Source organism: Bradyrhizobium sp. AZCC 1719, assembly GCF_036924525.1.
In the GTDB taxonomy this organism is placed as follows: Bacteria; Pseudomonadota; Alphaproteobacteria; order Rhizobiales; family Xanthobacteraceae; genus Bradyrhizobium.
In genome coordinates this window covers 6,571,578-6,596,298 of sequence record NZ_JAZHRU010000001.1, presented here as the reverse complement: position 1 = coordinate 6,596,298, position 24,721 = coordinate 6,571,578, and the positions used below count along the sequence as shown (strand labels likewise).

Sequence of the window (24,721 nt, the reverse complement as noted above, 5' to 3'; positions counted from 1 at the left end):
CCCCGCAAAAGTCTACCAGGGGCGGGCGGCAGTCGGGGCAACGCCATCATGCAAAAGCGCGGCTTGTTTCCGCAGTGCGAACAATTCCGCATGGAGTCCGGCATTTTCGAGATCGCCCGCAGCAGACCGCCCTTAGGATTACCACTGCCACCCTATGACGCGCGGGTGAGAAAGATCGGCAGCCCTCGCTTATTGCCGTAGATGGGGCGGTAGCGCTCCGTGTTGTACGTGCTGGCGACGTCCAACTTGCGCGGCCCGAGCTTGGCGTCAGGGATGGGCACGAGGTCGTAGCGCCCTTCCACCAGCGCCGACATGCGGCCGGTCTTGCCTTCCAGGATGGCATCGTAGGCCATGTTACCGAAAGTCAGGGCCACGAGCTTGTCGATGAAGTCCGGATTGCCCGATCGCAGGTCGTAGGTGAGATCGGAGGTGATCGTCTCCTCGCCGACGCGTCGCTTGATCTCGTCGGCGAACGATTCCGCCACGCTCGCTTTCTTGCGATGACCGTAGGCATCAGGTTCACCGTATTCCTGCACCTCGTAGCCCTCCCACGCGGCGCCCTCGCTGAGCACGACCAGCGCGTAGTTGCTTGGGTTGGCGCGCTTCTCCTCGACGAGCAACTGGATCAGTTTGTCGAGATCGAACTTGTACTCCGGTATGACGCACCGGATCGAGGTGGCGTACGCGGTGTAGAGCGCTGTAAATCCGGCATCGCGGCCAAAGACGCGGAAAATGCCGATACGCTCGTGCGATCCGACAGTGGTGCGCTGCCGCTGGATGGCGTCGCTGGCGCGGGTGATCGCGGTCGAGAAGCCGATGCAGTACTCGGTGTTGCGGACGTCGTTGTCCATCGTCTTCGGGATGGCGATGATCTTGACGCCGAGGTCGTTGAGCTTGGCTGCGTAACTGAGCGTGTCGTCGCCGCCGATGGCGATCAGATGTTCGATGCCGAGCCCCGAGAGGTTCGCCAGCACCTGGCCGGTGACGTCCCACGTCCTGGTTGCGATGCCGCCCTTGGTGCTGAGCGAGGCTGGAAAGTCGTTGCTGACGAGATGATCCGGCAGCTTCTTCATCTTGGACGGGTTGGTGCGACTCGAGTGCAGCATGGTGCCGCCGCTCCGGTCTATGGTGCGCGTGTTGTCACGGTTTAGCGGGATGATGTAGTGGGACCTGCTGGCGGGGTCCTCGAGGTTCACGTGCGTGAGGGCCTCCCAACCACGGCGGAGGCCGACGACCTCGATGTCGTTCTCGCTGCCGCGATATGTCACGCTCTTGATGACTGCGTTGAGGCCGGGAACGTCGCCGCCGCCCGTGAGAATGCCGATGCGTCTTTTTGCCATACCCACCTCGCAGGCGGTTCCTTACTCGGCCGCTTCCGGCTTGCGCTCCTTGCGCACCTGAAAGCGCTTCAGCAGTGAGGACACGGTGTCGCGGAAGCCACCATACTCCAACTCGGAGTAGGGCAGCATCGCGGCGCCGGACCAGCCCTGGCTGCGCATCTCGATTGCCTTGCGCTGGGCGCGCTGGCGGACCTCGTCCCACGCCGGGTTGTCGAAGAAATCGGTGTAGGACTCCGAGAAGCGGCCATCCTTGTCGATCGAAAAGCCGGCGCAGGAAACGATCGGGAGGCAGTACATGCCTGTCACCGGTGTGTTAATTGGCACCGGCATGAGCGGCATCACGTGCGAGCCGCGCGCATCGCCGCCTACGAAGTGCGCCTTCGCGAACGGCGAGACGATTTCTTCAGGCGCCGGGAAAATCCCCTGGTTCCTGATGATCGCGACCGGATCGTCCTTGCCGGTGTACTTGCCTGCGATCGCGTGAAGACGCTGCGCCGAAACGGCGACGGCGACCTCGCCATGGGTCCGGGAAACGATGCGATCAATGCCAAAGCGCTCGTTGTCGCGGAGCAGCGCGGCAATGTGGTAGCCATCCGCGGGCGCGTCGAGTTCGATCACGCTGTCGCCGGCCGTGTTGTCCATGTCGATGACATGGAAACGGAATCCCTTGATCATCGGGGGCAGCATCAGCCCGGCGCAATACATCGGATCGGCAAAGGCGAGGTAGAGCGGCAGGTTGTAGGCGCCGGGGCCGCATTTGTCGGCGGCGAACACCATGAAGGACTCCGCAGGTCTCTTACCCGAGAGGCTGTGGTCGAAGCTGAGCTCGGCGACGCCCGGGCCGGCGCCGCGGACGTTTCCGGACGGTGCGTCGACCAGAAGATCCTGGCCGGCGCCATAGAGCCCGGAGGTTTTCGCGACCGAGGTGGCCGCGAGGAACGCCTTCCAGGCAAGTTGATGCACCTCGGAGCTCCCTTCGCCCCGTGTGTGCGTCATGATGATCGCAATGTCGTCGCCGGTGTGGCAGACGAAAGCGTCGATCAGCAGGCCATCGCAGATTGCCTTCGCGACCTCGCCCTCGACAGCCGCCATCATGCGTGTAGACGGTTTCGTGTGGCCGCCGACGGAGCCTATGTCAGCCTTGATGACCGAAAGAGTGAGTCTCATGAGCGTTTCCTCCGACCAGCGCAGCGCAACGCCTCGGCGTCTGCGCTTGCTGCGCCGGGGCGACGGCGCTGCTCATCCGCGAACCAGAACGTCCGAGGTTCCTTTAGGTTCCGCAAATGACCTTCTCGAAAAGCTCGGGCTCATCCGGTAGCCGGGATCATGATCACCGTATTGATCATGCCAGAAGTGATAGGATAATCAGTTCATGCCGCCCTGGACGATCGGGCGCCGACGAGCTCGGTGAATCGCGTCTTGATCCTGTCTGCCCGGTACAATTCATTTCCGCGGCGGTGTCTGGATTCACGCAAGGTACCCACCCATACCCGAACGGGTGTAACTGATATCGTGTCTATCGCCCGAACGTTTGCGATCCGAATTGACGACTCGGCTTTTGGCTTGCCGAGGTGACATTCTCTCTTGAGTGAGGGAGGCGTCCGTCCGGACGCCGCGAAACAATTGCGGTAGGGCAACAGTCATGCATCATCGGAGTGTACCGGACCCTGTTCACCGCGTTCCCCTCGACCGCAAGGATCTGCTCGGGCACGATCTGCCAGACCGGTGGTGGCTAGCGGATTCATCGCCACGCTTCCTGACCCACACGGGAGATAACAACGCCGGCAATGGCGGCGAAGGTCATTTTGCCGGGAGCCTGATCCATGGCAGCTACGCTGGTTTCGAGCCGCTCAATGTGGCGTGGCCGGGCGTCCATGCGCCAGCCCTCGCCCATCAGACGAACGTCGCCTATTTTGATCAGTCCGCAAGCCAGATCGCGGGAGTTGGCGGTGATGGCGGCAATTGGAACGCCGCATCGGGCGGAAGCGTCGGCGCGCTCGGGCCTGCCGGCCCTGGCGTGATCGCCACCGGCGGCAACAGTGCCGGCAATGGTGGCGATGGCTACTTCTCCGGAACAATGGTGCATGCTCCTGTCGCGGTCTATAGCCCGATCAACATTGCGGTGGCGGGTTCCCATGCGACAGCCGACGCCCATCAGACGAACAACGTGGTGTTCGATCAATCCGCGACCCAGATCGCGGGAGTTGGCGGCGATGGCGGCAACGGAAATGCCGCATCAGGCGGAAATGTCAGTGCGATCGGGTCTACCGGCTCTGGCGCGACAGGCACCGGCGACAACAGCGCCGGCAATGGTGGCGACGGATACGCCTACGGGGGCATCGTTCACGCGACCTTCGCGTTTTACTATCCGATCAACATCGCGGTGGCGGGATATAATTCCAGTGCCAACGCGGAGCAGACAAACAATGTGATGTTCGATCAATCCGCTTTTCAGATGGCCGGCGTCGGTGGTGATGGTGGGAACGGCAATGCCGCGATTGGCGGAACTGCAGACCTGTTTTCTTCCATCTTCGAATTGATCGGCTCTGACGTAATAGCGACCGGCAACAACAGCGCTGGCAACGGCGGCAATGGCCACTTCTCGGGAAGCATGGTCGACATCGACGTGGCGATCTACGCCCCGATCAACATTGCGGTCGCCGGCTACAATTCAACAGCCGAGGCTCATCAGAGCAACAATGTCGTGTTCGACCAGAGCGTGATCCAGATTGCCGGAATCGGTGGCGACGGCGGCCACGGCAATGCTGCGCTTGGCGGCGATTTCGCCATGCATCTGTTGTCGGACCTTCACTTGCTGGATCATGCCTAGATAGAGCCTTTTCCGTTTCGATAGAATCGAAACGCGATTCCAGGTTTTTGATTTGACGCATCTTCCCGGCGCGAACCTCTTCGCTTCACTCGAAAACACTCGAGCAGCACTGGAGCTGCCCAGATCTCGGCGGCGCGACGGTAGCATTTCGGGCGTACACCGTTGCCACTGGGTGGCATCAGCTTTGGCGGCTAGACCGCTCCGGTGTCCAAATCCAAGATCATTGCTGTCCACATTGGGACGCACAGTGCACAAACCAAGTCAGGGAGTCTCACATGGCAAAGGCATCATTTCCTTCCGACACGATCGTGTTCAAGGCGTCGACCGGCGGCAACAGCGCAGGGAACGGCGGAGACGGTTACAACGAGGGTAATATCATCAGCAACCCGAGTATCCACTTCAACCCGACCAACAAGGCCGAAGGCGCCGACGTCCACGTCAAGAATGGCGATGACGTTTATCAGAAGGCATACTGGGACGCCGGGGGCGCGAATGCGAAGGCGGAGAAGCATTCCAAGGCAGAGGGCGGCAAGGCCGTCTCGAATGGCGACCAGAAATCCGACAGCGGCCATAACAAATCCGATGTGGATGCCAACACGAAGGCCTATCAGGACAATTGGCTCGCTGCGGACCAGAGTCAAACCGTGATGGCCGGCGTCGGCGGCGACGGCGGAAACAACAACAAGGCCGAAGGCGGAGATATTTACTTCAAGGCCAGCATCGAATCCGCGAACCTGAACGACGTGCTTAACGATTCCAAGTACTTCCATATCGACGATTCAGGCATGTTCAACTGATCGATGCCTGCGAGGGGTGAGGCCGGCGGCGCAATGCCGCCGGTTCTCAATTCGTCGCGGAGTCGACGAGGAGTGGGCGGAAGGTTCGGACTTCAGATCTGGCGGGACCGCAATGCTGATGCCACCGCTCCAACTGCAGACAACGTCGCCGCCGCGTACGCCGTTGAAGTCGGCGTTGCGGGCCTGCGCGGGGTCGTTCGGACTCGTTTTCGCGTATAGCTGCAGCTACAATCTCCTTCTTCTCGCGCCTTCCATCTATCTGCTTCAGATCTATGATCGCGTGCTGTCGAGCCGCAGCGGCGATACGCTCCTGATGCTGACGCTCATCGTCGCGTTTACCGTCGTGGTCGGCGGAGTGCTTGATGCGCTGCGCCGCGCCGCATTGGGCCGGATGGGCGAGTGGCTGGAAGAAGAACTCCATCCGGCAGCGCTCTCCGCATGCCTCAAATGCGCCCATGCTGATCGGCCGCGGGCTTCGGAAGCCTATCGCGATCTTGCGATCCTGCGTCAGCTCGCCCAGTCCGGAGCCTGCTCTACGCTGTTTGATGCGCTCTGGACGCCGCTCTTCCTCGGCGTTCTCTTCCTCGTGCATCCCTTGCTCGGAGCGATAGGTGTGCTCAGCGTGCTCTTCCTGCTTGGGCTCGGGCTTGCCGAAGACAGGCTCACGGAAGCACCACGGGCGCGGTCGGCTGCCGCGCTGACGAGGAGCCAGGGATGGTTCGGCATGACCGTCGGAAACCTCCACGTGATCAGGGCCATGGGAATGCTCGACGGCGCCGCGCGCCTGATCGGCCAGACTGCGCAGGATGCGAGGAGCGAGCAAGAGGTGGTCCAGCGCCGCCATGAAACCATCATGCTGATTTCCAAACCCGCGCGGGCGCTGGCGCAGGTCCTGATCATGGGCACTGCCGCCTGGCTCGTGCTGGAACAAAGCCGAAGTCCCGCCATCATCTTTGCCACGACGCTTTTGTTCGGACGCGCGCTCGCGCCCGTTGAAGGGGCGGTTGCGGGCTGGAAGGCATTCGCGATGGCCATGGCGGCCTACGGCCGGCTCAACGACGTCATGTCCGCTGTCACCACGGTTGCGAACGTCCGAGTCCTCGCGGAGAGGCCGAAGGGCAGCCTCATCGTCAACAATGTTGGCGTCGCCGTGCCAGGATCGGACCATTGGGTGCTGAAGGATGTGTCATTCAGTCTCGCACCCGGTGAATGCCTGGGCATCATTGGTCCATCCGGCTCCGGCAAATCCACGCTCGGCAGGATCATCACCGGAATCTCCGCGCCGACAGCAGGTTCGGTCCTGCTCGACGGCATCGATATTCTAGCCCTGCACGATTCGCGCGGCGGCCGGCGCCTCGGATATCTGCCGCAGGACATCGATCTCGTTGGAGAAACAGTAAAGGACATCATTGCACGGCTGGACGACGCCGATCTGCAGAAGATCATTGAAGCAGCGAAGCTGGCCGGCCTTCACGAAACGATCATTCGTCTCCCGCAGGCATACGATACGGTCGTCAATGGCGCAGCGGCCAATCTCCCACGCGGGTTTCGCCAGCGCCTCGGCCTCGCACGGGCGTTCTTTGGCGACCCGCATCTCGTGGTCCTCGACGAGCCGAACTCCAGCCTGGACGCACTCGGCGAGCGCATGCTCTTCGATGCCATTGAGCGGATGAAGGCGGCCAATACGACGGTGATCATCATCACCCATCGGATCGGGATCCTCGGCGCGACGGACAAGCTTGCCATCATGCACGGCGGCACGGTCAGCGCATTCGGCGAAAGCAGGGAAGTTTTCGAAAGGTGTTTGGCAAGACCCCAAGTTGCTTCGCGCGGATTTGCCTCATGAAGATTTCATTCGCTCACGCCGACGTTCAGAATGTTGCACGGTGGCTGAGATTGTCGGCGGCACTTCGCGACCGGCTGCTTGGTGTCACCTGGATCCGCATCAAACGTCTTCACCGTCTCTTAGCCCGACCGGGGTGGAATCGTCTGAAAATTGCATTCGCTCGCGCAGATATCTGGGAGGTCCCACGGGGGCTGAGATCGGCGCCGCCGGCGCTCCGCGACCGGCTGCGCGGCGTCACCTGGACTGGAAATCTGCTGGTTTGCGGCTTCGTCATTGGTCTCGGAGCCTGGTCGACTTACGCCCCCCTCGAGAGTGCCGCGATTGCTGTCGGCACCGTCGAATCCGAGTCGAGCCGCAAGACGATTCAGCATCTTGAGGGGGGCATCATCAGGGAAATTCTGGTCGCGGACGGGGACATTGTCCGTGCCGGACAAACGCTGATCTCGCTCGAGGATACCAAGGCCCGTGCCGACGCGCAGAGCCTGCAAGGCCAGTTGTGGGAGGCGACGGCACGCGAAGCACGGCTGCAGGCGGAACAGCGCGGAGAGGAGCGGGTGTCGTTTCCGGCCAGGTTGGAGATGGCGCAGATGGCGAGTCCCTCAGTCGCGGATGTCCTTGCGGGTCAGCAAGCCATCTTCGAAACGCGCCGACAGGTCTTTCAATCGCAAGCGGCCGTAAACCGGGAGAAAAGGTCGCAGGTGGAAAAAGAGATCGAGGGCCTCAGGGCGCAGGAAAGCGCGGCCGCAAGGCGCATCGACATCGTCCGCGAGGAAGCGGCAACGGTGGCCACGCTCGTCAGCAAGGGACTTGAGCGGCGCCCGCGCCTTCTGAACCTCGAGCGGGAGATCGCTGACATCGAGGGAAGGCGGGGGGAGATTGTCGCGCAGATATCGCGCGCGGGGCAGGTTATCAGTGAATCCGAGGCAGTTCTCCTCAAACTGGAGCATGACCGTCAAAACGAGATCGCGCAGTCGCTGCGCGAGGTACAGAACCAGATCTTTCAGATATGGGAACGACTGCAGGCGGCCAGTGACCAACTCTCGCGAACGACAGTCAAGGCGCCCGAGGACGGCGTGGTAACCGACCTGAAGATCCATACGCCAGGCGGCGTTATCGGCGCCGGGGCACCTCTCATGGATCTGGTTCCCCGGCAGGATCGGCTCATCGTGATTGCGCGCGTCAGGCCCGAAGACATCGATGTGGTCCGTCCCGGACTGAGCGCCGAGGTGAATCTTCTGCCCTACAATCAGCGCCGCGTACCACGGCTCCATGGGACTGTGACGCACGTTTCTGCCGACCGTCTAATCGATAAGCGCACTGATCAGCCGTACTACGCAGCGAAGATTCGAGTTCAGGATCTGGTCGGCGCCGGGATCGATAGTGTCCAGATCATTCCGGGAATGCCGGCCCAGGTATTCATCAAGACGGGTCGCGGCACCGTGGCGCTCTACGCTCTCAGGCCTCTGCTCGACAGCTTCCACGGCGCGTTCCGTGAGGACTAAGCTGCGACCCGAACGGCGAGCTCGGGCAGCTCTCAAGATGATCGCACGTCTCAAGATGATCGCACGCGTGAGCCAGAGCATGATGAAATTTGGCTTGATAGCGACCACGAAGAAGGTGCACTCCCTCTCCCGCTTGCGGCAGGGCTGTCCGGGGAATGATTCACTATGTCGCGGTGCATGCTCGGCGAGACCGAGGCAAATCGGCGTTTTCTGGTTGTCGAGACACAGAAGGCCGAGCATGCGATTTGGCGATAGCATTTTTGGAAGGCTGCTTGAACCGATCAATCGGCGGCAGTTTCAAACGACTGTGGATCGTTTGGATGGGGACGCCTACGACAAGTCGTTCAAGAGCTGGGATCATCTGGTCGCGCTGATCTACGCGCAACTGAGCGGCAGCGACAGTTTGCGCGGGGTGGTGACAGGCTTCAACGCCAATCCTCAGCACCACTATCATCTGGGGACCGGCAAGCTGTCCCGCTCGACGCTGTCGGACGCCAATGCGCCGTCCGGTCGGCATTTTTGCTCAAACCTTTGCGACCTTGTCGGCGATGGCAGGCCGGCAGATCCGGCGCGAAGGGATGGCGATGGTTCGCCTGATCGACGCCAGTCCGGTCCCGCTGGGCAAGGTTTGCAATTGGGCGAGGTGGAACGGCCGGATTCGCGGGATGAAGCTGCACGTCGTCTACGATCACCTCGCCGATGTCCCGAGCTGCGTCGAGGTGACGGCTGCGAACGTCAATGACATCGAGGTCGGTCGTCAGGTTCCTATCCAGGCTGGCACAACCTACGTGTTCGACAAGGGATATTGCCGTTTCGACTGGTGGCAGAAGATCAATGATCGCAAGGCCTTCTTCGTTACTCGGCCGAAGACGACCATGCGTCTTCGCAAGACCAAGGGGCGAACCATTCGCAAGCGCAACGGCGATGGCTTCAAGATCATCGCCGATGACGAGGTAAAGCTCACCAGCAAGGGCGACTCCCGACTGCCCATCCCACTGCGGCGGATCAAGGTCAGGCGCGAGACCGGCGGCGTGATCACGCTTCTGACCAACGATCTTGCCCGAACCGCCGTCGAGATCGCCGCCCTCTATAAGAGCCGCTGGCAAATCGAGCTGCTGTTCCGATGGATCAAGCAGCACCTCGACATCCGCAAATTCCTCGGCACCAGCGACAATGCGGTCCGCCTGCAGGTCCTCGCGGCAATGATTGCTTACCTGCTGCTGCGCATCGCCGCGCGTGCCAACTCCATCGCCATGCTCCCGCTCAGGCTGGCTGAACTCGTCAGCCAGTTCCTGTTCAGCCGTCGATCCATCGCCACCATCGACAAGCCCCCGCCCATCAATCCCAGCCGTCGCAAATCACCATCCCCAGACCAGATGGAGTTCTGCTATGGCTGATTTTCCCCGGACAGCCCTGCGCTTGCGGGGGAGGGCTGGGGTGGGGGTGTCTCCGCGGGCGACACTGCCCGAGTGGAGAGAGCCCCCACCCGGCGCTTCGCGCCGACCTCCCCCGCAAGCGGGAGAGGTGAAGCGCGTCTGCGGCCAAATCGATCTAACCAAAAATCATCATGCTCTAGGCATGACCGTTGGCTCGCCGGCTCCAGCGAACGACCGCCTCGGTGCGGTTATGCGCGGAGCATTTTCGCATGATACGTTGAATATGCATTTTTACGGTGTTTTCCGATAGGTTGAGCCTGACGGCAATCAACTTGTTCGGAAGGCCAAGCTGCAGCGCCTCGAGCACATGTTGTTCGCGCGGCGTAAGGTCGACCATCGCCTTCTCCGGCACAATCCTGGTGTCGCCGTTGCCCTCGTTAGTTCCGAATAGCTCGGACGTATCGGGGCATCCCGATATCGCCTTGTGGCTCGATGCTCCGTTTTGCCCCACGATCGGTAACGGTCGGTAGACCCCACCGGCAAGGACCAGGCGTAATCCGGCAATAGCGAGTTCGACCGGGATCGATGTCGGAAAGAAACCGCGCACTCCGCGTTGCATCGCGGCCGAAGCCGTCGCATCGTCGTCGCGGTTTGACAACACAGCAACGGAGGCTTTCGGGCAGGTTTCTGCAAGGAGGGCGAGGCTCTCCTCGATCGAAGGATCAGTGATCTGCTTGTGCCCGATATTCAGCGCAATCAAGCGGATGTCTCTGCCCGATAGCCAGTTCAGGCCACTAGTCGTTGCCATCTCGACGATCTCGAATCCAGTGAGTTCTCTCTTGAGGATATTGAGGATGCACGTACGCGCCAGGACATGTTGCTCGATGATCACGAGCACCGGCGAATTTTGTGATGCCAAGGCCAGTTCCGCGGGATTAGAAAAATCGTCCATGATGTCCCCGAAGTCAGAGGTTAGCTGTCTCCACCAGTTTTGATTTCCATTTTCCATGGAGCAGGATCTGCCCCACACACTCTGCAGCGAATTGCTGCTGATCGCGACGTTGCTTCCGAGCTTCGAGTTCGTTCGCAACGTCGTGACGGACCTTCTGGTCCGTCGCAATAGATCTTGGCAGCGGTTCTGTTGTTCCAGGCTAGCTGCAAATATTACGATATGCACTCGCCGCCGCCGAATTCGCGGAGCCATTGACGACGTATGCTTCATCTTCCATTACGAGATACAGAAACGGCCTATCTCCGGTATCTTCGCCCGACGCGTCTTTTCCTTTGACACGGCCGCAAATGGTGTCGATAGACTTCCCAAGCGTATTTTTGCGGATGGCCCGTTTCATCTCACCGAACTCGGCGGACGCCGGATCCTCCAACTTCGCCGCAATCGTGGTCTTCGCCTTGATCATGACCGGATCGGACGTCTCGGCGGGCCGACCAGGAGCTTCGACTTTCGCTTCGATCGTGGTGGATTTCGTCCTTTTCTCAGCGGGCTGAGGCCTGTCGCGGACGTCGGCAACCGACGGCTTTTCCGTCTTCGTCGCGATCGTGGACTTGGCTTTTGTTGTCGCGGAATTGGTCTTGGATGACGTAGGCGCCGGTTCAATCGGCCGACTGGCCGCCATCCCGTTGAGACAGCCGGACCCACTCGTGTCCGTGCACGCCTCCATGCTTGCTTGCGGCGGTAAAAGGCAGCTACAGCCAACCAGGGTCGCAGCCAGAACACCAATGAGAAGCGTTCTCATGCTAATCCCTCATAAAAGGGGCCTGAGGTCCGCTCGCAATTCTTGCGGCGATCTAGAATGTTGCGCTGGTTGTCTATCATTTGCGCAAAAGTCTTAACTGTTGCTAAACGTCCATCCCGCGCCGCGGCGGCGGACCCGTGCGCAATGCGGGGATGGGCTCGAATTGGCCTGTCGGCGGCCAATGATCGAGCGCGTTTTGAGCGAAGCAGGGACCGTTCGCGTAAAGAAAACGTCGAAATAAGAGACTAGAGCCCCTTCATCAGAACCGATCGGGCCCTACGTCACTGAGATTGGAGCACCTCGCGGCGCGTCGGATGCTTCCGCCACGACGCTCTCATTCAGTTTCTGATTGACGATCTGGACCGTGCGGTCGATTTCAGCATTGGGTACGCCAAGCTGATGCGAAATCAGCTTCACCAGCAGGTCGACGCGCTCGATGGAAGGCGCGCCGCCAGCGACCGCCCGGGCCGCCGACGAGGGCTTGAGAAGGCTTTCGGCTGCTTTGGCGTATTTCTCGAAAGGTACCTGATCGGTGGGATCGGCGCCCAGACGCTGGGCGATGGCATCGACATGGTCGTAGATCGACTGCGAGAGATTGATATCGCCGTGCACCGCGTCGCGGATCGATTGCGGCTCCTGCGGCGTGATGCAGCGGTAATTCCCCGTCAACAGCATCGACCATTTGGCCAGAGGGACGAACATCGAATCGAACACTTTGAGCTTCACCGGAACGTCCTGGCCATCCAGCCTCACTGCATCGACGTCGGCTTCCAGCTCCCGAAGCAGCAAGTTATGTTTCTCATCCGCAAATGACGCTGCCTTGAAATTTGTCGGCAGGCCGACATGAAGAACATTCGCCGCCTCTTCCGGTGGACGGAAGGCCTGCGGATCGGGGGAGCAGAGCGACACCAGGCCCGGCTCGAATCGTTCCCATACCGCGGCGTTGGTATAGGCCTCCTCCAGCTCCATTTTCGCAAGCGTCGGGATCCGTTTGAGATAGGGCAAGGGCGGCATGTTCATGATCGAAAGGCAAGGCAGCTTCGCCTCGGCGATCTTGATCATCAGAGCCAGGATCGCATGGTTGGTGTATTGCGGCTCCTGCATGGCAAGACCAACCAGATCATAACGGGAAGGATCGACGCCGGCGGGCTCGACCGCGTCCAGGATCCCGGGCAGGTCGCGCGAGAAGATCGGCCGGTGCGCCGCCTCGTCGCGCAGCTTGATGCGAACTTCGGTGCCGTCGCGATTGATGAGTTCTGCCGTCTGCTTCCGGCAAACCAGGGTCACGTTGTGACCCGCCATCAAAAGCTTTGTCGCCAGCAATGAGCCATACGAGGCTCCAAGGATCAGAATGTTACGCGCCATGCGCCCCCCACAGATGTTGCTTTCCGGCGCGCCACACCTCCGGCGCAATTTGCAAGCGCCTGCTTTGCGACAGGAGTTAAGCCGAATTTTTCGGTGCGATACCGCCGGCTTCCCTGGGAGTGCGCCCAGAAAATGCCGGCGGAGTTCGAAGCGGCCGGTCAGGCCGACGCGACCAGCTTGTAGGGCGTTGCTTCGTCGTCGAATGCGGTCGTGATGTCGCGAATGCTGATGACGCCGATCAGGCTGTAATTGTCGATCACCGGCACGTGGCGGATGTGATGCTTGCTCATGAGGTGACGGACATGCTCGAGCGTATCCGCGGAGGTGCAGGAGACGAGCTGCTGCACCGAAATGAATTGCGAGACGCGCATGTTCACGCCGGCCGCGCCATGTTCGGCAATCGCGCGAACCACGTCGCGCTCGGTGAACATGCCGACCGCCGTGTTGCCTTCGGTGCGGACGACATCCTTGACGACCAGCGCGCTGATATTGCCGGAGCGCATCAGTTGCGCGGCAATGGCGACGGTCTCGTTCATGCGGACCGTTGCGACACGGGCGGCTTTCTTGCGCAGGATATCTCCGACTTGCATGGCAACCTCCTTGGGTGAATTATTGATCCCAAGTCTGGTATACATAATGCCAATTGTCAACACGCGGAACGTGGAATTCTCGCAGTCGAAATCGCGATAAATAGGCAGTATTATTGACGTTTCTGGCGTGGCGCCGTGACACTCCAGGAAGAGGGGCCCCGGATTTGTCGGCCTCAGATGGGCGTCAGGTATGCCAGAGCTCCTGATCGCCAAAAGAAAACGCGCCCACCCCGGAGGGTGAGCGCGCCTTGTTCGTGCAGTCGATATCTTGGGATCAGGCGGCAATCTGCGATTTGGCGACCACCATCTTGCGCCAGGGTTTTAGCACAGCGATCGCCAGCAGCGAGGCCAGGATATTCGCGCCGGCCGCGACGATGAACACGGTGTCCCAGGTGCCTGACGATTGCTGCATGTAGTTCGCCACCGGCACCAACAGCGCCGCGGTGCCCTTTGCCGTGTAGAGCAGGCCGGCATTGGTGGCGGCGAACTTTGCGCCGAAGGTGTCGGTGCAGGTCGATGGGAAGAGGGAGTAGATCTCGCCCCAGGCGAAGAACACGAAGCCCGACAGTAGCACGAACCAGACGGGGTCGTGGCCCAGCATGTAGAGGCCCCAGATGCCGATGCCCTCCATGCCGAAGGCGATGAACATCGTGTTCTCACGGCCGATCATGTCCGAAATCCAGCCGAAGAACGGACGCGTCAGACCGTTGAGGACGCGATCGATAGTGGCTGCGAACGTCACGGCCGTCATCGTCACCGCCATCAGCGTCACCGGCACGCTGTCGACCTTCCAGTCGACGGCGATCGGCTTGAGGTTGGCGGTCACCATCAATCCGCCGGCGCCGACGATCACGAACATGAAATACATCAGCCAGAAGATCGGCTGACGGATCACTTCGGTGGGTTGATAGTTGCGCCGGGTCTGGATCACGTTGCTGTTCTGCACCGTCGGCACCTGTCCCGCCTTCGGCGAGAACATCAGGAAGGCGAGAATGACGATGATGATGCCTTGGCCGAGACCGAAATAGAGGAAGGTGGTCTGGAAGCCGGAGTCCTTGATCATCGCCTGGATCGGCGCAACCGTCAGCGCCGAGCCCGCGCCGAAACCGGCAGCGGTGATGCCGGCGGCAAGGCCGCGCTTGTCGGGAAACCATTTCAGCGCGTTGCCGACGCAGGTGCCGTACACGCCACCCGCGCCGATGCCTGCGATGATCATGCCGAGATAGAAGCCGTTGAGCGTGGTCGCATGGGCGTTGATCGCCCATCCGATGGCGCAGAGGATGCCGCCGATCAGAACGACGAGGCGCGGGCCGTATTTGTCGACGAACCATCCCTCGACTGGCACCAGCCAGGTCTCGAACAGCACGAACAGCGTAAATGCCCACTGGATCGAGGCGCGATCCCATCCGAATTTCTGCTGGATGTCGGGGACGAAGAACGTCCAACCATATTGGTAGTTCGCGATCATCACCATCGCGGCGACGCCGATGGCCAATTGAGTCCAGCGATAGGCATCGCTCACTCGCGCCTCCGCGACGGGGGCTGCTCCGTGCACTGTATCCGTCATTTTTCCTCCAAAGGGCTGCTGTTCTATCGTTGCCCGACAGCTCGGCGCGAGTGTGGTATATGTTATGCCAGTAGACAAGGGAAAAATTGCAGGTGTTCTAAGAATTCCCCGCGCCGGTGAAAAAGCTGCACAAACAAAAAGGGCCGCGCGGTTGCGCGGCCCAATCGTCGGAAGCGTCTTAAGCTATTGCTTTGCTTAGAGCTTAATCATGCGGTCGCCGCGGATCGCAGGCGGCTATATCCTTCCTGGATGACCGACCAAAACAGCGCGATCAATCCCAGGATCATGATCGTGCTGACCAGCGGATTGGAAAGGAACACCCCAAACGAGCCCTGGGATCCCAGAAGCGATTGGCGGAAGGCCTCTTCGGCCTTGTCGCCGAGCACGATCGCCAGCACCAGCGGGGCGAGGGGATAGTTGCACTTCTTGAGCAGATAACCGATCACGCCGAACACCAGCATCAGCATGACGTCAAACGTGCTGCTATGGACCGAATAGGCACCGATCGCGCATAGCACCAGAATAAGGGGTGCAATGATGCTGAAAGGCACGCGCAGGATAGCTGCGAAAATCGGTACGCAGGTGAGCACGACGAGCAGGCCGACAATATTGCCGAGATACATCGAGGCGATCAGGCCCCAGACGAATTCCTTCTGTTCGACAAACAGCATCGGTCCGGGCTGCAGGCCCCAGATCAAGAGGCCGCCGAGCAACACTGCAGCCGTCGGAGAGCCCGGCACGCCGAGCGAGAGCATCGGCAGCAGGGCCGCCGTACCCGCGGCGTGCGCCGCGGTCTCCGGCGCAACGACGCCTTCGATCTCGCCCTTGCCGAAATTGTTGCCTTTCTTCGCGACGCGCTTGGCAATGCCGTAGCTCATGAACGAGGCTGGCGTTGCACCCGCCGGCGTGATGCCCATCCAGCAGCCGATGAAGCAGGAACGCAGCGAGGTCATCCAGTATGCGGGCAGTTCCTTCCAGGTCTGGAGCACCACGCGCAAGTTGATCTTGGCGTTGCCGCCGCGGAAGGCCAGCCCTTCTTCCATCGTCAGCAGGATTTCGCCGATGCCGAACAGTCCGATCACGGCGATCAGGAAGTCGAAGCCGTTGAGCAGGTGGGTGACGCCGAACGTCAGCCGCAACTGCCCGGTGATGGAATCAAGTCCGACCGCGGCGAGCGCAAAGCCGATCATCATGGCCGCAATGGTCTTGAACGGCGGCTCCTTGCTCAGGCCCACGAAGCTGCAGAATGCGAGGAAATACACCGCGAACTTTTCCGCAGGCCCGAATTGCAGCGCAAAGCTGGCGACCAGGGGAGCGACCAGCGTGATCATGACCACGGCGAACAGCGCGCCGACGAAGGAGGAGGTGAAGGCGGCGGTCAGTGCCTCGCCGGCCTTGCCCTGCTGCGCCATCGGATAGCCGTCGAACGTCGTGGCCACCGACCATGGTTCGCCCGGTATGTTGAAGAGAATCGAGGTGATCGCTCCGCCGAACAGCGCGCCCCAGTAAATACAGGACAACATGATGATGGCCGACGTCGGCGACATGCTGAATGTCAGCGGCAGCAGGATGGCGACGCCATTGGCGCCGCCCAGTCCCGGCAGCACGCCGATGATGACACCGAGCACGATGCCGATAACCATCAGCATGATATTGTACGGCTGCAGTGCGACCGCAAAGCCGTGAAAAAGATTGACGAGTTCTTCCATCCCGATAATCCAATCCTGACTGTGCGTCGTTGTTTACAGGTCGAGCCACTCTTCCACGGGTCCCTTTGGCAGCGGGACCATGAACCAGCGCTCGAAAATCAAATAGGTGACGAGGGGCATGCCGATTGCCACCGCCAGGACGGTGATCCAGTTGTATTTGCCCAGCCATCGCATGAACCATGCGATGAAGATCATCGAAGCGACGTACAGCCCGATGAACGGCATCGAGCCGACATAAATGGCGGTGGGAATGACCACGCTCAGAACCTGACGAAGCTGTCCCCATTCCGCGAACAGCCCGTCATTGTCTTCGCGCAGCCCGTGCCACAGATTGATCCCGCTGGAAGCGACGATGAAGAGCCCGATATAGAACGGGAAGAACCCGGCGCGGGGGCCCTCAGCGCCCCAATTGATCCCCGCCTTGAGGCTGCCAGCGATCACGATCACTCCGAACAGAGCGATCAGTAGGGTGACGCCTGCTTCCACGAGCTTGTGGGTCGGGCCGGTGTTGCTCGAACTGCCTGTTGTCATCGAAACTCCATGCGCAATCAAGCCCGCGGAAACCGAGCCCGCCGTCTGCGTTGCTACCCCAATCGATAAGTGCTTCTCGGTCAGTTGCTCGGAGCGAGGAAACCGGCCTCTTTCATCAGAGCCTGATGACGCTTGTCCTCGGCCTCGACCCATTTGGCGTATTCTGCGCCGGTCAGGAAGGTCGTGTTGAAGGCGCCGCTCTTCATGAATTCCTGCCACTCAGGAGTGGCGCGAACTTTCTTGAACAGTTCGACATAATACTCGACCTGGTCCTTGGTGGCCCTGGGCGCCATGAAGATGCCGCGCAGCATCAGATATTCCATGTCGAGACCTGCCGACTTACAGGTCGGAATGTCCTTCCAGGCCTTGCCGTCCGCGATCGGCTCGTCGTAGGCCATCGGCTTTGCATCAAAAACGCAGAGGGGGCGCAGCTTGCCGCCGCGCCATTGCGCGACCGCCTCGATCGGATTGTTGACGGTCGAATCGACGTGGTTGCCGACGAGTTGAACGGCGACTTCGCCGCCGCCCTTGTAGGGAATGTAGGTGAACTTGGTGCTGACGGCTTTTTCCACGGCGACGGTGATGATCTGATCTTCCTGCTTCGAGCCGGTGCCGCCCATCTTGATCGAGCCGGCGGGCGCGGCCTTCACGGCATCGATGTACTCCTTCGCCGTCTTGTACGGCTTGTCGGCGTTCACCCACAGCACAAATTCATCCAGTGCCAGCATCGCGACCGGAGTGAGATCTTTCCAGCTAAACGGAATTCCGGTGGCAAGCGGAGTGGTGAAGAGATTGGAGAGCGTGATGATGATCTTGTGCGGATTTCCGCCCGATCCCTTGACGTCGAGGAAGCCTTCGCCGCCGGCGCCGCCGGACTTGTTAATGACGACCAGCGGCTGCTTCATCAGATTGTGCTTGGTGACGATGCCCTGGATCGTGCGCGCCATCTGATCGGCGCCGCCGCCTGTGCCGGCGGGAATAATAAATTCGACAGGCCGCACCGGTTCCCACGCTGCAATTGCAGGAGCCGTGACGCTGCTTGCGCACAGCGCTGCAATCGTCCCTAACGCAAGTTGTGTAGAACGCCTCATGTGTTTCACTCCCGTCGAACTGTGGTTACGCCGTTCTTTGCCGGCTTATTAAGTTCATCCCCGATCAAACGTTCGGGTCTTCATGCACCCATGATCGTCGCGCCGCAATGGTTGCCTCAACGCGACTCCCGCAGGTTCGAATTGTACGAGGGGCCTGATCGGGCGGCATCCGCTCCTTTCGGCCAATTGTGAGTCTGAGACGCGCAAGAAGAGGGGAAGGCGCGCTCACGCTGCCTGTTCCTTGCGATATCGCCTTCGCTGTCCCTTGCGGACTGCACGGCCTAGCTCCCCCCTAGTATGCGCCCTTGTTCTGGTATGAGCGTTCTAAGAATTGTTGTATATGATATGCCACAACGCAAATGGTTTTTGGTTTTGATAGAAGCCTAGGCCAATTTGTCGCAGGTGGCGCCCAAACAGGCAATCGGTGAGTGGATAACGAAAACGGCCCCGGAAACCGGGGCCGTTGATCGAAATACAACCGATGATTGCTGTGGGTCTTCGCGAAGTATCGCGCAAAAAAGCCCTTATTGTAGAAGCATCAGAGCCCGAAAGGGGGGAGGTCGCCGTTGCGGACCGCAATGCGGCTGCTCGCGATCAGCAGACGATCGATGGAAGCCATCAGGCGGCCGAACAGGGTGGGGGAGGGCAGGAGGCCGATGGATGCAGTCTTGGACATGGATGTCCCCTTTCTGAAGTAGCGGAGCAGCTCCGCTTTCGTGATACGGGAACAAGTTATGTATACCAGATACCACCGGCAACGGCCTTGTTTGCATGGCAGCAATCGGGCGTTTGCATTGCAGCAACGGGGTCGATGTGCTGGCACTCCAGAATGAAAAAGGCCGCCGGAAACCGGCGGCCGTTGCATTCCAGAATCCCAGGCCGCTTACTCCGCCGCCTGCTTGCGCGGTGGATCGAGCGCGCCGGAATCGTGGATTTTCGGCGACCTGGTGATCGGTGAAGCCGAGCACCTGGCGGAGGATCTCGTCGGTTTGTTCAGCGGCGAGCGAGAGCCGCGAAACTCACAATTGATCCTGACCGGGCCGTTCGGCTTTAAGCATCCATGACCTATGAACCCGAACCGTTCCGGCCGGGGCCACCGTCTTCCGTGAACATGCCGTTGCTTGTCCTGGCTCGGGCATGCACGACCGCGGTATTCATGACTTATCCCGCGTGTCTGAGTTGGCTCATGGACGTTTGGCAAATGACAGCAACCCGGGCCGGTTTGGTTCAGGGTGCATTTACAGCTTCGTTTGCCGTCTCCTTACTCGTCGTCTCCTTTCTGTGTGACAGGTTCGGCGCAAAGAGCGTGTTCGCCTGGGCAGCTATTTCGTGCGCTGCGTCCGCTCTCCTCTTTGCTGCGTTCGCACGATCCTTCGAGAGTGCGCTTGTATGCATGGCGCTTCTGGGGCTGGCGCAGGGGGCCACCTACACACCTGCCATCATGCTTGTTTCAACCAACGCGCCACCGGATCGCAAGGCTTCGGCCGTCGGGTGGGTCCTCGCAGGCATGTCGGCCGGCTACGTGCTGTCCATCGTTCTTGCGAACGCGATGCTTGCGACCGCAGACTACCGACTGGCTTTTGCCGTAACAGCCGGCGTCGCGGTTGTAGGCTCGGCGCTCAGCATCGCCGCCACTTGGAATGCACGCGATCAGGTCGTGCAAATTGACCCGGGCAAGACGTCGTCTGACAGTCCTTGGAAGCGTCAGGCTCGGCTACTTACCCTCGGATATATTGGACATACGTGGGAGCTGCTCGGAGCGTGGGCATGGATCCCTGCGTTCCTGACCGCGTCGTTGCTATCACAAGGTCGAATGACCGGCGTGGAGATTGGCCTTTGGATAGCGGTCACGCTCCACGTTTCGGGCTTCTTTGGCTCTTTCCTGTCCGGGTACGCAGCCGATCGCTTCGGCGCGAAACCGGTCCTGGTGGGCTTCGCGTTGGTGGGTGCCGTGTGTTCCCTCGTCGTAGGCTGGCTGAATGAGCTAAATGTCGCGCTGCTGCTTGCTGTGGTCGGGATCTACGGCTTCGCGATCATTGGCGACTCGTCGGTGCTTTCGTCCGCCATGACTGACGCAGTACCGGCATCGCAACTGGGCCGGGCGCTTGGCCTGCGATCAATCTTGGGCGTTGGGGCGGGGTCCGTGTCGCCCATTGTGTTCGGCATGGCGCTTGACATGACGCCCGCTTCTGTATCGTGGGGGCTGGCTTTTTGCACTTTAGCCTTCGGCGGGGCGCTGGCTTTCGCCTGCGCTATTGCATTGCGGAGGTGACTCTCATTGGCCGGGAGAGCTGCAGCGGGTGGCCGCCGTAGCGATTCAACCTGACTTCCTCTCGCCCAAATGAAAAGGCCGCCGAAAACCGGCGGCCTTTCGTGCTGTTCGGATGGCGTCGCTATTCCGCCGCCTGCTTCCGCGGCGGCTCAAGCGCGCCGGAGTCGTGGATTTCGGCGACCTGGTGATCGGTGAAGCCGAGCACCTGGCGCAGGATTTCGTCGGTGTGCTCGCCGAGCAGCGGCGAGCGGGTCACTTCGCTCGGTGAGTCCGACAGTTTGATCGGGTTGCCGACCGAGATGTACTTGCCGCGGGTCGGGTGATCGACCTCGACCACGGTGCCGGTGGCGCGCAGCGACTGGTCCTCGATGATCTCCTTCATCGAAAGGATCGGGCCGCACGGGATATCGTCCTTGTTGAGGATTTCCATCGCCTCGAACTTGGTCTTGGTCATGGTCCATTGTTCGATGCGCGCAAAAATCTCGTTGAGGCGCGACAGTCGGGCAGGCGGCTTGGCGTAATCGGGATGGGTCTTCCAGCCCGGTTCGCCGATCACGTCGCAGATCTTCTCCCACACCGGCGCCTGGGTGATGAAATAGAGGTAGGCGTTGGGATCGGTCTCCCAGCCTTTGCACTTGACGATGCGGCCGGGCTGACCGCCGCCGGAATCGTTGCCGGCGCGCGGCACGGCGTCGCCGAACGGAATGCCTTCGCCATACTGGCTGTATTCCTTCAGCGGGCCATGGGCGAGGCGCTGCTGGTCGCGCAGCTTTACGCGCGCAAGATTCAATACGCCGTCCTGCATCGCTGCGGTAACGCGCTGGCCTTTGCCCGAGTGCGTGCGCTGATAGAGCGCGGTGACGATGCCGAGCGCCAGATGCAAGCCGGTGCCGCTGTCGCCGATCTGCGCGCCGGTGACGAGCGGCAAACCGTCGCGGAAGCCGGTGGTCGAGGCGGCGCCGCCGGTGCACTGGGCTACGTTCTCATACACCTTGCAGTCTTCGTAGGGGCCGGGGCCAAAGCCCTTGATCGAGGCCACGATCATCTTCGGGTTGAGGCTGTGGATCTTCTCCCAGGGGAAGCCCATGCGGTCGAGCACGCCGGGGCCGAAGTTTTCCACCAGCACGTCGCAGCTCTTGATCAGCGCGGTGAGGACTTCCTTGCCCTTCGGGTTCTTGGTGTCGAGCGTGATCGAACGCTTGTTGTGGTTCAGCATGGTGAAATACAGGCTGTCCACGTTCGGGATGTCCTGCAACTGGCCGCGCGTGATGTCGCCGACGCCGGGGCGCTCGACCTTGATCACGTCGGCGCCGAACCACGCCAGCAATTGCGTGCAGGTCGGACCCGACTGAACGTGGGTGAAATCGAGAATTCGAACGCCCGTGAGCGCCTTTGTCATCGTTATTGCTCCGTACTGTGTCTGTACTGCGTGATGCAGATTGAATGGATGGAAGTCGGTTACTTCTTTTTCAGGACGCTCTGCGGATTGAGGTTGCCGATGCGGCCGCTCTCCGAGCCTGCCGCCGGATCGATCACGGCGTTGATCAGCGTCGGCTTGCCGGAATCCATCGCCGCGTTAACGGCACGCTTCAATTCGTCGGGCGAGGTGGCGTTGATGCCGACGCCGCCGAAGGCTTCCATCATCTTGTCGTAGCGCGAACCCTTGACGAACACCGTCGTCGCCGGATCTGAACCGCCCGTATTGACGTCGGTGCCGCGGTAGATGCCGTCATTGTTGAAGATGACGATGCAGACCGGAAGCTGGTAGCGGCAGATGGTCTCGATCTCCATGCCGGAGAAGCCGAACGCCGAGTCGCCTTCGACCGCGAGCACCGGCTTGCCGGTTTCGACCGCGGCCGCAATCGAATAGCCCATGCCGATGCCCATCACGCCCCAGGTGCCGACGTCGAGCCGCTTGCGCGGCTTGTACATGTCGATGACGCCGCGGGCGAGGTCGAGCGTGTTGGCGCCTTCGTTGACGAGGATGGCATCCGGCCGCTCCTTGATGATTGTGCGCAGTGCGCCGAGTGCGCCGTGATAATCCATCGGGGAAGCGTTGCTCATCAGCTTCGGCGCCATCTTGGCGACGTTGTCGTCACGCTTCTTGTTGACGGTCGAGACCCAGTCGGCCGGCGCGGCCGGCCAGTTGCCGCCCATGCCCTCGAGCAGAGCGGATACGCAGGAGCCGATATCGCCGACCACGGGGGCCGCGATCTCGACATTGGAATCCATCTCCTTCGGCTCGATGTCGACCTGGATGAATTTCTTCGGCGCGTCGCCCCAGGTCTTGCCCTTGCCGTGCGACAACAGCCAGTTGAGGCGGGCGCCGATCAGCATCACGACGTCGGCGTCCTTCAGCACGGTCGAGCGCGCGGCACCGGCCGACTGCGCATGCGTATCCGGCAGCAGGCCCTTGGCCATGCTCATCTGCAGGAACGGCGCGCCGGTCTTTTCGACAAAGGCGCGGATCTCGTTGTCGGCCTGCGCGTAAGCCGCGCCCTTGCCGAGAATGATGAGGGGGCGCTTGGCGCCCTTGAACACGTCGAGCGCGCGCTTGACGGCCGACGGGGCAGGGATCTGGGCGGGGGCTGCGTCGATCACCTTCACCAGCGACTTCGCGCCGGCGCCGGCGTCCATCACCTGGCCGAAAAGCTTCGCCGGCAGGTCGAGATAGACGCCGCCCGGACGTCCCGACACCGCGGCGCGGATCGCGCGGGCGAGACCGATGCCGATGTCGGCGGCATGCAGCACGCGGAATGCTGCCTTGCAGAGCGGCTTGGCGATCGCAAGCTGGTCCATCTCTTCATAGTCGCCCTGCTGCAGGTCGACGATCTCGCGCTCGGAGGAACCCGAGATCAGGATCATCGGGAAGCAGTTGGTCGTGGCGTGGGCCAGCGCGGTGAGGCCGTTGAGAAAGCCGGGCGCCGAGACCGTGAGGCAGACGCCCGGTTTTTTGGTGAGAAAGCCGGCGATCGAGGCCGCATAGCCGGCGTTCTGCTCGTGGCGGAACGACAATACGCGCATGCCCGCGGCCTGCATCATGCGTCCGAGGTCGGTGATCGGGATGCCCGGCACACCATAGATAGTATTGATGCCGTTGAGCTTGAGCGCATCGATGACGAGATGAAAGCCATCCGTCAGCTCTTGCTCGGTGCCCGGTGCTTCGGACTTGGTCGCGGTATTCAGCATGGGCTTCATCTCCCTGATCGTTTTGGTTCGGACGATTTTTCGTCGTCTTCTGGTGCGAAGGTTCGTCTAGCTAAAAAGTTCCTGCCCGTGCGCTTCGACGTAGGCGGCAAGGCCCAGCGTGTGGTCGCGTGCGCGCTTCTCGGCGAGTTCGGTATCGCGTGCCTCCAGCGCTTCGATGATGCCAAGATGTTCGGGCAGCGAGGTCGCGGTGCGGTCTTTCCGTCCGATGGTCAATTGCCGATAGCCGCGCACATGCAGGAGGAGATCGTTGGTCAGATCGACCAGCACCGGCGATTCCGAAAGCGAGATCAGCGCCTGATGGAACGCGATGTTCGCCTTGGAGTATTCCTCGACATGATCCTGCGGCAGCCGGTCTTTGCCAAAATCCTTGAAGAAATCGCGCAGCGCGGTGATGTCCTTCTTGCGCGCGGTGGTCGTGATCAGGCGCGCGGCCATGCTCTCGAGTGCGGCCCAGGCGCGGATCATGTCGACGATCTCGGTCTTGGTGCGGCGGACCACGACGATGCCGCGACGCGGCACGGTCTTGACGAAGCCATCCTGTTCGAGCATCGCGATGGCTTCGCGAATAGGGGTACGGCTGACGCCGAGGCGTTCGGACAGCGCGCGCTCGTCGAGCATCACTTGCTCGGGAGTCGCATAGATATCCATCTTGAGAATAGCTTCCTTCAAGGCCTCGTAGGCCTTGTTCTTGAAGCTCGTCTCAGGCGCAATCCGAACGATTGCGATATCTGCCTCAGCCATGACAGGCGGCGCCTTGGTTTGTTTACGTGCGGGCACGACTCGTCTCCTCCCTGTTTTGGAGACGTCTTCTTAGCAGAAGAAACACCCGAAGATTTTTGGCATACCAAATACCAGGATGTCAAGATGCCCGTGTTTTCGCTGTTTCCGCGCGATAGTTTGTCTTGACAATCTAATCTCTGGCATACCAAATGCCATAAAACTAG

At 60.8% G+C, this 24,721-nt stretch carries 19 protein-coding genes and 1 pseudogene; 6 read left to right on the top strand and 14 right to left on the bottom strand.

What is annotated here, in order from left to right; all coding sequences use genetic code 11:
• Positions 1–152 precede the first annotated feature (152 nt).
• Both V1292_RS31195 and V1292_RS31190 read right to left on the bottom strand, forming a co-directional pair.
• A complete protein-coding gene (locus V1292_RS31195) occupies positions 153–1,340 on the bottom strand; it encodes a 6-phosphofructokinase (protein ID WP_334376363.1) in 1,188 nt (395 codons plus the stop codon).
• A gap of 21 nt (positions 1,341–1,361) precedes the next feature.
• Entirely contained in the window at positions 1,362–2,507 is a 1,146-nt protein-coding gene (locus tag V1292_RS31190; RefSeq protein WP_334376362.1) for a fructose-1,6-bisphosphatase, read from the bottom strand.
• 475 nt (positions 2,508–2,982) lie between these two features.
• Here V1292_RS31190 and V1292_RS31185 point away from each other — a divergent pair, with 475 nt between their 5' ends.
• The 5 genes and pseudogenes from V1292_RS31185 (at position 2,983) to V1292_RS31165 (ending at position 9,712) form a co-directional block, all read left to right on the top strand.
• The gene (locus V1292_RS31185) at positions 2,983–4,170 is read left to right on the top strand and encodes a hypothetical protein (RefSeq protein ID WP_334376361.1); all 1,188 of its coding nucleotides are present in this window, start codon (positions 2,983–2,985) and stop codon (positions 4,168–4,170) included.
• 275 nt (positions 4,171–4,445) lie between these two features.
• Entirely contained in the window at positions 4,446–4,967 is a 522-nt protein-coding gene (locus V1292_RS31180) for a hypothetical protein (RefSeq protein ID WP_063830306.1), read from the top strand.
• Positions 4,968–5,079: 112 nt separating this feature from the next.
• Positions 5,080–6,813, top strand: a complete 1,734-nt coding sequence (locus V1292_RS31175; protein WP_334376360.1) for a type I secretion system permease/ATPase — start codon at positions 5,080–5,082, stop codon at positions 6,811–6,813.
• Positions 6,810–8,315 (top strand): HlyD family type I secretion periplasmic adaptor subunit, encoded by a 1,506-nt coding sequence (locus V1292_RS31170; protein ID WP_334376359.1) that lies wholly within the window; start codon positions 6,810–6,812, stop codon positions 8,313–8,315. The genes V1292_RS31175 and V1292_RS31170 overlap by 4 nt, the downstream gene beginning before the upstream one ends.
• A gap of 238 nt (positions 8,316–8,553) precedes the next feature.
• Positions 8,554–9,712: pseudogene (locus V1292_RS31165) on the top strand (IS4 family transposase).
• Positions 9,713–9,887: 175 nt separating this feature from the next.
• Here V1292_RS31165 and V1292_RS31160 read toward each other — a convergent pair.
• From V1292_RS31160 to V1292_RS31120, 9 genes are all read right to left on the bottom strand, one after another.
• The gene (locus V1292_RS31160; RefSeq protein ID WP_334376358.1) at positions 9,888–10,643 is read right to left on the bottom strand and encodes a response regulator transcription factor; all 756 of its coding nucleotides are present in this window, start codon (positions 10,641–10,643) and stop codon (positions 9,888–9,890) included.
• 199 nt (positions 10,644–10,842) lie between these two features.
• Positions 10,843–11,442: a hypothetical protein gene (locus V1292_RS31155; RefSeq protein ID WP_334376357.1), complete on the bottom strand. Its 600-nt coding sequence runs from the start codon at positions 11,440–11,442 to the stop codon at positions 10,843–10,845.
• Between the two features lie 276 nt (positions 11,443–11,718).
• Positions 11,719–12,807, bottom strand: coding sequence for a ketopantoate reductase family protein (locus tag V1292_RS31150; protein WP_334376356.1), 1,089 nt, complete (start codon positions 12,805–12,807; stop codon positions 11,719–11,721).
• 158 nt (positions 12,808–12,965) lie between these two features.
• The gene (locus V1292_RS31145) at positions 12,966–13,397 is read right to left on the bottom strand and encodes a CBS domain-containing protein (RefSeq protein ID WP_065748322.1); all 432 of its coding nucleotides are present in this window, start codon (positions 13,395–13,397) and stop codon (positions 12,966–12,968) included.
• Positions 13,398–13,671: 274 nt separating this feature from the next.
• Positions 13,672–14,964, bottom strand: coding sequence for an oxalate/formate MFS antiporter (gene oxlT / locus V1292_RS31140; protein WP_065748323.1), 1,293 nt, complete (start codon positions 14,962–14,964; stop codon positions 13,672–13,674).
• A 206-nt stretch (positions 14,965–15,170) separates the two neighbouring features.
• Positions 15,171–16,673, bottom strand: coding sequence for a tripartite tricarboxylate transporter permease (locus V1292_RS31135; RefSeq protein WP_334376355.1), 1,503 nt, complete (start codon positions 16,671–16,673; stop codon positions 15,171–15,173).
• Positions 16,674–16,706: 33 nt separating this feature from the next.
• Positions 16,707–17,204, bottom strand: coding sequence for a tripartite tricarboxylate transporter TctB family protein (locus V1292_RS31130; protein ID WP_334376354.1), 498 nt, complete (start codon positions 17,202–17,204; stop codon positions 16,707–16,709).
• Between the two features lie 80 nt (positions 17,205–17,284).
• The gene (locus V1292_RS31125) at positions 17,285–18,295 is read right to left on the bottom strand and encodes a Bug family tripartite tricarboxylate transporter substrate binding protein (RefSeq protein ID WP_334376353.1); all 1,011 of its coding nucleotides are present in this window, start codon (positions 18,293–18,295) and stop codon (positions 17,285–17,287) included.
• A 538-nt stretch (positions 18,296–18,833) separates the two neighbouring features.
• A complete protein-coding gene (locus V1292_RS31120) occupies positions 18,834–18,971 on the bottom strand; it encodes a hypothetical protein (RefSeq protein ID WP_198028056.1) in 138 nt (45 codons plus the stop codon).
• Positions 18,972–19,355: 384 nt separating this feature from the next.
• Here V1292_RS31120 and V1292_RS31110 point away from each other — a divergent pair, with 384 nt between their 5' ends.
• Positions 19,356–20,567 (top strand): MFS transporter, encoded by a 1,212-nt coding sequence (locus V1292_RS31110; RefSeq protein ID WP_334376352.1) that lies wholly within the window; start codon positions 19,356–19,358, stop codon positions 20,565–20,567.
• Positions 20,568–20,688: 121 nt separating this feature from the next.
• Here V1292_RS31110 and frc read toward each other — a convergent pair whose 3' ends face one another.
• The 3 genes from frc to V1292_RS31095 all read right to left on the bottom strand — a co-directional run bounded on the left by frc (position 20,689) and on the right by V1292_RS31095 (position 24,518).
• Positions 20,689–21,966 (bottom strand): formyl-CoA transferase, encoded by a 1,278-nt coding sequence (gene frc / locus V1292_RS31105; protein WP_334376351.1) that lies wholly within the window; start codon positions 21,964–21,966, stop codon positions 20,689–20,691.
• A gap of 59 nt (positions 21,967–22,025) precedes the next feature.
• Positions 22,026–23,756 carry an oxalyl-CoA decarboxylase gene (gene oxc, locus V1292_RS31100; protein WP_065748613.1) on the bottom strand — a complete coding sequence of 577 codons (1,731 nt, stop codon included), beginning with the start codon at positions 23,754–23,756 and terminating at the stop codon, positions 22,026–22,028.
• A gap of 66 nt (positions 23,757–23,822) precedes the next feature.
• Entirely contained in the window at positions 23,823–24,518 is a 696-nt protein-coding gene (locus tag V1292_RS31095) for a GntR family transcriptional regulator (RefSeq protein ID WP_051379524.1), read from the bottom strand.
• Between the last annotated feature and the right edge of the window lie 203 nt (positions 24,519–24,721).

Excerpts from the sequence above, each read along its gene's own strand:
- frc (WP_334376351.1), bottom strand. The coding sequence starts at position 21,966 with ATGACAAAGGCGCTCACGGGCGTTCGAATTCTCGATTTCACCCACGTT.
- V1292_RS31095 (WP_051379524.1), bottom strand. The coding sequence starts at position 24,518 with ATGGCTGAGGCAGATATCGCAATCGTTCGGATTGCGCCTGAGACGAGC.
- V1292_RS31135 (WP_334376355.1), bottom strand. The coding sequence starts at position 16,673 with ATGGAAGAACTCGTCAATCTTTTTCACGGCTTTGCGGTCGCACTGCAG.
- oxlT (WP_065748323.1), bottom strand. The coding sequence starts at position 14,964 with ATGACGGATACAGTGCACGGAGCAGCCCCCGTCGCGGAGGCGCGAGTG.
- V1292_RS31120 (WP_198028056.1), bottom strand. The coding sequence starts at position 18,971 with ATGTCCAAGACTGCATCCATCGGCCTCCTGCCCTCCCCCACCCTGTTC.
- V1292_RS31185 (WP_334376361.1), top strand. The coding sequence starts at position 2,983 with ATGCATCATCGGAGTGTACCGGACCCTGTTCACCGCGTTCCCCTCGAC.
- V1292_RS31170 (WP_334376359.1), top strand. The coding sequence starts at position 6,810 with ATGAAGATTTCATTCGCTCACGCCGACGTTCAGAATGTTGCACGGTGG.
- V1292_RS31180 (WP_063830306.1), top strand. The coding sequence starts at position 4,446 with ATGGCAAAGGCATCATTTCCTTCCGACACGATCGTGTTCAAGGCGTCG.
- V1292_RS31160 (WP_334376358.1), bottom strand. The coding sequence starts at position 10,643 with ATGGACGATTTTTCTAATCCCGCGGAACTGGCCTTGGCATCACAAAAT.
- V1292_RS31110 (WP_334376352.1), top strand. The coding sequence starts at position 19,356 with ATGACCTATGAACCCGAACCGTTCCGGCCGGGGCCACCGTCTTCCGTG.
- V1292_RS31175 (WP_334376360.1), top strand. The coding sequence starts at position 5,080 with ATGCTGATGCCACCGCTCCAACTGCAGACAACGTCGCCGCCGCGTACG.
- V1292_RS31150 (WP_334376356.1), bottom strand. The coding sequence starts at position 12,807 with ATGGCGCGTAACATTCTGATCCTTGGAGCCTCGTATGGCTCATTGCTG.
- V1292_RS31190 (WP_334376362.1), bottom strand. The coding sequence starts at position 2,507 with ATGAGACTCACTCTTTCGGTCATCAAGGCTGACATAGGCTCCGTCGGC.
- V1292_RS31125 (WP_334376353.1), bottom strand. The coding sequence starts at position 18,295 with ATGAGGCGTTCTACACAACTTGCGTTAGGGACGATTGCAGCGCTGTGC.
- V1292_RS31155 (WP_334376357.1), bottom strand. The coding sequence starts at position 11,442 with ATGAGAACGCTTCTCATTGGTGTTCTGGCTGCGACCCTGGTTGGCTGT.
- V1292_RS31145 (WP_065748322.1), bottom strand. The coding sequence starts at position 13,397 with ATGCAAGTCGGAGATATCCTGCGCAAGAAAGCCGCCCGTGTCGCAACG.
- oxc (WP_065748613.1), bottom strand. The coding sequence starts at position 23,756 with ATGCTGAATACCGCGACCAAGTCCGAAGCACCGGGCACCGAGCAAGAG.
- V1292_RS31130 (WP_334376354.1), bottom strand. The coding sequence starts at position 17,204 with ATGACAACAGGCAGTTCGAGCAACACCGGCCCGACCCACAAGCTCGTG.
- V1292_RS31195 (WP_334376363.1), bottom strand. The coding sequence starts at position 1,340 with ATGGCAAAAAGACGCATCGGCATTCTCACGGGCGGCGGCGACGTTCCC.